The following is an 8,133-nucleotide window of genomic DNA, read 5'->3' as shown; positions in this document are numbered from 1 at the left end:
GGGCTGATAAAGTTTTCGCCATGCTTCATCATACTGTTTTTGCTCTTCTGTGCGGTTATCGTCGACGCGCATTACCCCAAAGCGTTTTTCTGTTGCAATCTGGATATAATCAGTTTGTTGCCCTTTAGTGAGTTCATCCCCTGGAAATTTCACCTCAATCAACATTTTCAGATTATCGGGGTGTACGGAGCCATCAAAATAGGTAGCATTTCTGCCCGGCCAGCGGAGCGCTTCATCTTTAACCAGAATAATATCGGGCCGACGGATACCAATAACCCCAAATTTCTCTGCGTCTTCGGCAGAAGGCCGGGCAAACGGATTACTGGATTGCGGTAAATTATCACCATAACGCTGCTTAGAGACTTGACTGGTCGCCAGCATAGGCAGAGGAACATCCTTCTTCCCGCGGATAGCAAACACCACTTCCGCTTTATAGGGCCACAGGAAGTCATGCTTAAGCTCCTCAACCTTAATCAACCCACTCATAATGACTTGATTAAGAAAGCGAATAGCCCCCAGTTTGGTGATAATCATTGCCGGCAGACGCAGGGCGTATTCGGCTTTTTCCGCCAGATAACAGGGATCTTCATCGGCGGGAAAGACGCCTATTTCCATTGTGCAGGTGATTGATGTGACAGCCGGGCACATCTTGCCGTTGTTGGATATTGCCATACTTATTCCTCTATAAATTCCATCACATACTCTACCGGCGTGTCATAGCTGGCCCGGTATAAGGTTTGCTTCGGCTTGGGTGTTGCTTCCGGTGAATGCAGTTGCAGATTTTCTTCCGCCGCACTCTGCACAGTCACCGTTCTGCCCAGCGCGTCAGTTTTACCCGGGATGACCTGACCATCGCCGGTGGTAATGGTGTAGGGGACATTCACCAGCGGCTTATCGCTTTGCTCACTGAGCAGGGTATAGCGGGCGGAGTAGTCAAACAGCGCGCCGGCGGATTTCTTGCCGGTGATATGGTCGGTCATGGTGATGCTGACCCCTTCGATACGGATATTGCCCATTGGATCAATGACTATCTGCCCGCCTGCGTTCCCAATGGTGATTTGCCCGCTTTCAGAGTGCACCGTGATATGTTTACCCACGGTAATTTGCTGGTTATCGGTGACGTTCAATTGATGACTTTTACCAACGGAAAGGGTTTGCTGACCTTTAATGGTCACCGTCTGATTTTGACCGACTTCAAGCGTCTGGCCGCCCTGCACGGCTTCATCATCATCGTTTTTAATTATCGCCGTGCGGTTATGCGCCACTTCTGTTTGTTGGTCATGGCCTATCTGCGTGGTTTTATCCCGGAGAATCTGCGTTTTCATATTCCGTTGAGCATGAATAAACACTTCCTCTCTGCCTTTTTCATCCTCAAAACGCAGTTCATTAAATCCCTCTCCTCCGCGAGTCCGGGTTTTAAAGGTGGTACGGGTTTTCTCCAGCGGTAAATCAAGAGGCGGCCGGTTGAGGCCATTGTAGGTACACCCCGTTACAATCGGACGGTCGATATCGCCGTTGAGATAGCTGACGATCACCTCCTGCCCGACGCGCGGTATCGCCATAAAACCGAAACCGTTGCCGTTCCAGCCTTGTGCCACCCGTACCCAACAAGACGCGAGGTCGTCCGCTTTATCGTAACGGTTCCAGTGGAAATGGATCCGTATCGCGCCGTGTTCGTTCACATAAATCTCTTCGCTTCCCGGCCCGACCACCGTGGCGACTTCATCACCGTCCGCCAGGGGTTTATAGCGGTAAGGGGGCCGCCAGTCCAGTCGTCCTGGAATAAAGGCGACCTCGTTTGTCAGTGTCGTCCCTTCGCCCCCGTCGTTTGACGCGACAGATTGCTGCCCATGATGAGTGACAGAGATGTGTATTCCCGTTCGACATGGCGTTTATAGAGCGTATCGCAGGCAAATAAAATACGATGCTCTTTAAGCAGGATCGTTAAGATTTCCGGTACAGACTTCCGATGGAAAATACGGCTATCCTGATTGAGCGTCATCAGCCACATTGTGGGGCGGACAGTGAAAATATAAACAGTGCGACGACCATCGGTATTACCCTGTTCAGCACCAGCTATCAACCCATTAATGGTCCGTTCGGTGACGCCATTGCGGGTAATGGTCAGTGACGCGCTGTCCCCCAGCTGTTCATTCAGGGGAATGTCATCACGTGAGCTCACCACTTTTAACGTCAGGCGATAAAGCTGCGACAGCTCTTCCTGTAAAGTAAATTGCGCTACCTGAAAAGTGGTTTGGGGCAGTTCGCCAATTCGGCAGGTGAAAACTAATCCATCCATATTTGAAACCTTACATAATTGAACCATTATCCTGAAACGGGGATAACGCAAGAAGCCATTAAATGAGCCATGACATGCGGCTCTTTTAAATAGCGGCGGTCTGTTCCGCGGTAAAAAAATGACAGCGTAAAATAGCCATCATTTAATACGTGGCGTTAGAGAGAACAATAGACCGCGTCCAACTGAGTAGGATGGAGTGGAGACAAATAACAGAGAATTTCACTCTCTAAATATTATGACCACAAGATCACGATATTTGTCATATGAACATGAAAAAATGTGATAAATATCACATAAAATAGCTAATTAATCGCTATCAGTTCCGATTTTTCATATTGAATTCTTTAATTAATAAATCGCTCAATCGCTCCTTTTCAATCGAAAAATTTAGCCTGTCATGGGTTGTCACTCCCAATAACAGGCGATAAATCTCTGCGGGTTTATTTTCAATGCTGGCCTTTTGCGACATCCTCGCATTGGGCAAGGATTTACGGGGCAATTGTTAAGAACTGGCAATAAATTGCTCACGCAATGCCTGAACCTGATCCCGAACACTAGCCGCCTGTTCAAATTCAAGATCCTGCGCATGCTGGTACATCTTCGCTTCCAGCTCGCGGATTTTACTTTCCAGCTCTTTGGCAGACAAGTTGCTGAATGTTTCCGCTGTGGCGACCGCTTTACCTCTGCCCTTTCTTTTACCACCCGCTGGCTGCCCAATTTGCAGAATATCACTAATTTTCTTATTGAGACCTTTTGGAACAATACCGTGTTTTTCATTAAATATCTGCTGCTTAGCACGCCGGCGTTCCGTTTCACCAATAGCTTTTGCCATTGAATCAGTGATCTTATCGCCATAAAGGATCGCTTTACCATGCAGGTTACGGGCAGCACGCCCAATCGTCTGAATTAATGAACGTTCAGACCGCAGGAAACCTTCTTTATCCGCATCAAGAATAGCCACCAGAGAAACTTCTGGCATATCCAGCCCTTCCCTCAGCAAGTTAATTCCCACTAATACATCAAACTCACCTAAACGAAGATCCCGAATAATTTCCACACGTTCGACAGTATCGATATCCGAGTGCAAATAGCGAACCCGTTCACCGTGCTCTTCCAAATACTCAGTTAAATCCTCCGCCATTCGCTTAGTCAATGTGGTGACCAATACCCGTTCATTTTTCACCGCTCGAATACGGATTTCAGACAGTAAGTCATCAACCTGTGTCGCTACAGGACGCACCTCTACTTCCGGATCAAGCAAACCCGTCGGACGCACCACCTGTTCCACCACATCGCCACTGGATTTTTCCAATTCATATTTGCCTGGCGTAGCCGAAATATAAATGGTCTGTGGAGCCAGTGCTTCAAATTCTTCAAACCGAAGTGGTCGATTATCCAGCGCAGAAGGCATACGGAAACCATATTCCACCAGCGTCTCTTTGCGGGAACGATCCCCTCGATACATCCCACCAATTTGCGGGATGGTAACGTGCGATTCATCCACTACCAGCAAACCATCAACCGGGAGATAATCAAACAGTGTCGGCGGCGGCTCCCCTTCGGCACGGCCAGAGAGATAACGGGAATAGTTTTCAATGCCGGAGCAATAACCCAATTCATTCATCATTTCCAAATCAAATTGGGTACGCTGCGTAACACGCTGTTCTTCCAGCAGTTTACCATTTGCCAGCAATACCTTACGCCGCTGCTCAAGCTCAATTTTAATCGCTTCCATTGCCTGAATAATACGCTCACGCGGAGTAACATAGTGGGTTTTCGGATAAACGGTATATCGCGGAACATGATATTGAATCTGTCCCGTTAGCGGATCAAACAGTGATAACCGTTCTACTTCATCATCAAATAGTTCAACGCGCAGGGCATGCTCATCAGATTCAGCCGGAAAGATATCAATCACTTCACCACGAACCCGAAATGTCCCGCGCTGGAATGCCTGATCATTACGGGTATATTGCAATTCAGCTAAACGTCGCAGAATGGAGCGTTGATCAATCATCATACCGTTGGTCAGGTGGAGCATCATTTTCAGGTAACTATCAGGATCACCCAAACCATAAATAGCCGATACAGACGCAACGACAATCACATCTCGCCGCTCCAACAAAGCTTTTGTGGCAGACAGGCGCATTTGTTCAATGTGTTCGTTCACGGAAGCATCTTTTTCGATAAAAGTATCGGAACTCGGCACATAAGCTTCCGGCTGGTAATAATCGTAATAGGAAACAAAGTACTCTACGGCATTTTCTGGGAAAAAGTCCTTCATTTCGCTGTAAAGTTGAGCCGCCAGTGTCTTATTCGGAGCAAGTACCATCGTTGGTCGGTTTAAATTGGCTATCACATTAGCGACAGTAAATGTCTTACCCGACCCCGTAACCCCTAACAAAGTCTGGTGGGCAAGCCCGTCTTCTAAGCCTTCTTGTAATTGACGGATGGCCTCTGGCTGATCACCCCCCGGTTGGAAGTCAGAATGTAATTTGAACACCTTACTCATCGGTATCTCACTTTCCTAACATTAATTCATCTATAATACTGGATATAAAACCAGCTTCAAGTTGATTTTATAAAAACCGACTCAAGTAGGTCATTTCCCTATCAATTAAACATCCGTTGATATCAAAATAAATACCATTTTATCCCCAAAATTATCTTGATTTTTCCATTTTTTATATGATTGGCTGAAAGGTGACAACATGGGACATCATCACAGGTCAGACAGGGCTTGATTTTAGTTATCTTATTGATATTTAATAAAATTAAAACAAAGACGAGAATAACATCAACCTTGACGAAAGCCGCGTATTTTCTTGCGTCGCGTAACTTTTCTAAGTCTAATACACAAGGTTATCCACAGGAATAGTGGATAACTCTACAAACCCTATTAACTGTACGAGGTTGCAACATCATGCCACAAAATAGGTATCCTCTACCGATAAAAATTTTTACTATTTTTTTAACCTTTATCTCAATTTTTCCTCTCAAAAAAATGAATAAATTCACTGAAAAAGTAAGAATTTTCTCACGGAAATTAAATATCAATAAATTATATTCTTTCAATATCACTAGCATTAAAGGTAGATAATTGTCTATTTTTTCTGTAGAATGAGCGAAAAAAACTGCCTTTTCTGCCCCAAACAACAGTAAAAAATATGAGTTAGATTGGAATTTTTATTCAATAAGAAATAGCTGGTGAACAGTTTCCGTATGAAATCTGTTTCTCAAGGGGAGAGTCGTATTTTACCTAAGCAGAAATAGGATTCTCTGCTTCCTACGCTTTCAGCAATAGCAGGTTCAATATCATCAAATGAATTCACATCAACATATCTTCTATTCTACAAAACAAACTTCATCGTGACCGCTCAAAAAAATGATAGATACATAAATATCAAATCGACACTGCCCTCGTAAAACGTCCAATATTCTACTGGCTATTTTCGATCGAAAAACTTACTTTGTATCTATCATCCACAATTTCAATCGATTGCTGTTCCAAAGCATCTTTATACTGCCATTTCCTGGTGTTTTAACTGTGTTATCATTTTATTAATTTACTAATTTACTAATTTCAGTCCTGATGTTTATTTAACTTCCTCTATTTTCTTGAAATTCCCTAGTGCTAAAAAATAATCCACTTCCAAACTCGAAGGATAAAGTAGCTCTTCCCCGAGAGATTTATAAGAATAATATTTTGTTTGATGCTATCTGATGTTCCAAAAACACATCAACACAACTTAACATTATTATAATAAAATCCATAAAGTCAACACAAAAATAAACATAAAGTTCAGTTTTGTGTAAACTTTATAATGAATTTCACTTAATTATATGATTTGACTTTCATTTTTAGAATATAAGGGTAAATCCATGAGCATTTTCCGATATAGGATGTGCTAATATAGATAATCATAAGAATAAGATATTAAAAGTAAAATCAAGAAATTATCACAATGAGTGGTTTTTTCACACTGGACAATATCATCAAGTAATATAGTAATGCTGTTATCTTTATATAAAGGATTCTCATGAAAACGTCTAATGCACAGCGAAAAACAAATATCATTAAAAATATAGAATATTTGATACGTACCCGTGGAGAAACCAAGAGCTCTTTTTCCAATCGAACAGGATTGACCCGTACCACGATTTATAAAATCCTGGAAGGACAAGTCAATAACGTTCAACAATCTACTGTTCTTCGGATCTCCGATTTTTTCGGTGTTTCCTGTGAAGAAATAGAATATTATGACCTTGAACAATTAGAACGCCTCAATGAAACACTTTCAACCGAAGGCAATAAGAATCCTTCGGCTATCCCTATTGTTCCACAATCTGAATTTTTAGCCGTTTCTGAGAAAAAAATAGGTCAGCTTGTTACCGAGTATCCGCTAACCTATTTCTTTGGTGATGAATCAAACATGTTGGCTCTTAAAGTCGAATCGGCAATAGAAGATACATTCATACCCGGTGAGGTGATCATTATAAAACGTCCCCCCGCATTAGTCACCAATACACCATTATTGTATTACTCTAAGGAAATTGGGTTCTTTATCCGGCAAGAGAAAAATGATGACAGCCTCGATAGGAAACCCTACAAAAATGCTTATTTTTTAGGCTACATAGTAGGAGAAAGACTATAAATGACGGTAAATCAAAAGTTTAAGTTACTGGGATTTTCAAGGTATGGTAAATTATCGGCAAATGTCATGGTGCTAGCGACAGGTAAGACCATTACTATGGGGTTAAAAGAGCTCGCTGACAGTGATATTTCAGAAGATCTGAGCAGACATGAGCTCAGTACGATATACCGGAAACTATACAGCCACAGTAATATCGTAACAGCTTATGAACTTGGGGATCGTCATGAGCGTTCATGGCAAGCCTATTTACTCATTAGCATCGCACTCAGTGTTATCTATATTTTCTCTACCATATGTGGTGTGAAGCCCATTCATATCCCGATCCTTAATATTATCACGCCTCCTGGGGTTTTTATTTACCCTATAACCTTCTTACTGGTCGATATTCTAAACGAATTCTATGGATTACGTCTGGCAAGAAGAACGATTATTATCTCTTTTGCCGCGAACTTATTATTTGTTCTAGGGCTTTGGGGAACCGCACTGATGCCAGGTGTTCCTGGATGGGAGTTTAGTGCGACTTATAATGGAATAGTGAATAGTATCGTATCTGTATTACTGGCATCATCTCTTGCTTATTTTATCTCTGAGAATATAAACTCGTATCTCCTCTGCAAAATAAAATCTCTCACAAACTCAAAGTATCTTTTCCTGCGAGTAATAACCAGTACTGTTATCGCCTCAGCATTCGACAGTATCATATTCTGTTCAATCGCTTTCTATGGTGTTCTCGGCATAGATATCATAAAAGAAATGATTATCGCCCAGTTCCTAATTAAAGTGGCTTATTCTATCCTAGGTGTAGGTCCTATTTATCTGGTAAGGAAGATATTCAGAAATTATATAAATCGGCCAGCAGATGCGCTAGTGAATAAAAAACTCGCTGAAGTATAAATAGAGATAACGTTTTGTCAGAATATAGAAAATTCGTTGAAAAATATTATTTTTATGCCGGAATGTCATTCCGGCATATTGTCCTAAAATAACCTCTACCCTATGGATTTCAAGATGGATCGCGGCGGCAAGGGAGCGAATCCCCGGGAGCATAGATAACTCTGTGACCGGGGTGCAGGGCACGAGCATACTTTGACTGCTATTCATCCAAAGAAAACTCTTGCCCGATAATCATCGCACCAACCCGCTTTTTTAAGCTTGTTCCTTTGGCTCGGTGCCCCGCAA

4 protein-coding genes and 1 pseudogene are annotated in these 8,133 nt (G+C 42.7%); 2 read left to right on the top strand and 3 right to left on the bottom strand.

The window, feature by feature from the left end; genetic code table 11:
• From ACGF49_RS23680 to uvrB, 3 genes and pseudogenes are all read right to left on the bottom strand, one after another.
• Positions 1–672: VRR-NUC domain-containing protein (locus ACGF49_RS23680; protein WP_387493071.1), on the bottom strand; the 672-nt coding region annotated here is incomplete at its 3' end.
• Positions 673–674: 2 nt separating this feature from the next.
• Positions 675–2,299, bottom strand: a pseudogene (gene tssI / locus ACGF49_RS23675) (type VI secretion system tip protein TssI/VgrG).
• 502 nt (positions 2,300–2,801) lie between these two features.
• Positions 2,802–4,811 (bottom strand): excinuclease ABC subunit UvrB, encoded by a 2,010-nt coding sequence (gene uvrB, locus ACGF49_RS23670; RefSeq protein ID WP_113043816.1) that lies wholly within the window; start codon positions 4,809–4,811, stop codon positions 2,802–2,804.
• Positions 4,812–6,339: 1,528 nt separating this feature from the next.
• On the opposite strand from uvrB, the gene ACGF49_RS23665 reads away from it, so the two are divergent.
• Both ACGF49_RS23665 and ACGF49_RS23660 read left to right on the top strand, forming a co-directional pair.
• Positions 6,340–6,954 (top strand): helix-turn-helix transcriptional regulator, encoded by a 615-nt coding sequence (locus ACGF49_RS23665; RefSeq protein ID WP_112876157.1) that lies wholly within the window; start codon positions 6,340–6,342, stop codon positions 6,952–6,954.
• Positions 6,955–7,848 (top strand): queuosine precursor transporter, encoded by an 894-nt coding sequence (locus ACGF49_RS23660; protein WP_113043815.1) that lies wholly within the window; start codon positions 6,955–6,957, stop codon positions 7,846–7,848.
• The last annotated feature ends 285 nt before the right edge of the window (positions 7,849–8,133 follow it).

Origin of the sequence: Photorhabdus sp. RM96S (genome assembly GCF_042879335.1) — a bacterium.
GTDB lineage: Bacteria > Pseudomonadota > Gammaproteobacteria > Enterobacterales > Enterobacteriaceae > Photorhabdus > Photorhabdus kayaii.
Note: the sequence above shows the minus strand (reverse complement) of the source record. Positions and strands in the feature narration are given on the sequence as shown.

Excerpts from the sequence above, each read along its gene's own strand:
- uvrB (WP_113043816.1), bottom strand. The coding sequence starts at position 4,811 with ATGAGTAAGGTGTTCAAATTACATTCTGACTTCCAACCGGGGGGTGAT.
- ACGF49_RS23665 (WP_112876157.1), top strand. The coding sequence starts at position 6,340 with ATGAAAACGTCTAATGCACAGCGAAAAACAAATATCATTAAAAATATA.
- ACGF49_RS23660 (WP_113043815.1), top strand. The coding sequence starts at position 6,955 with ATGACGGTAAATCAAAAGTTTAAGTTACTGGGATTTTCAAGGTATGGT.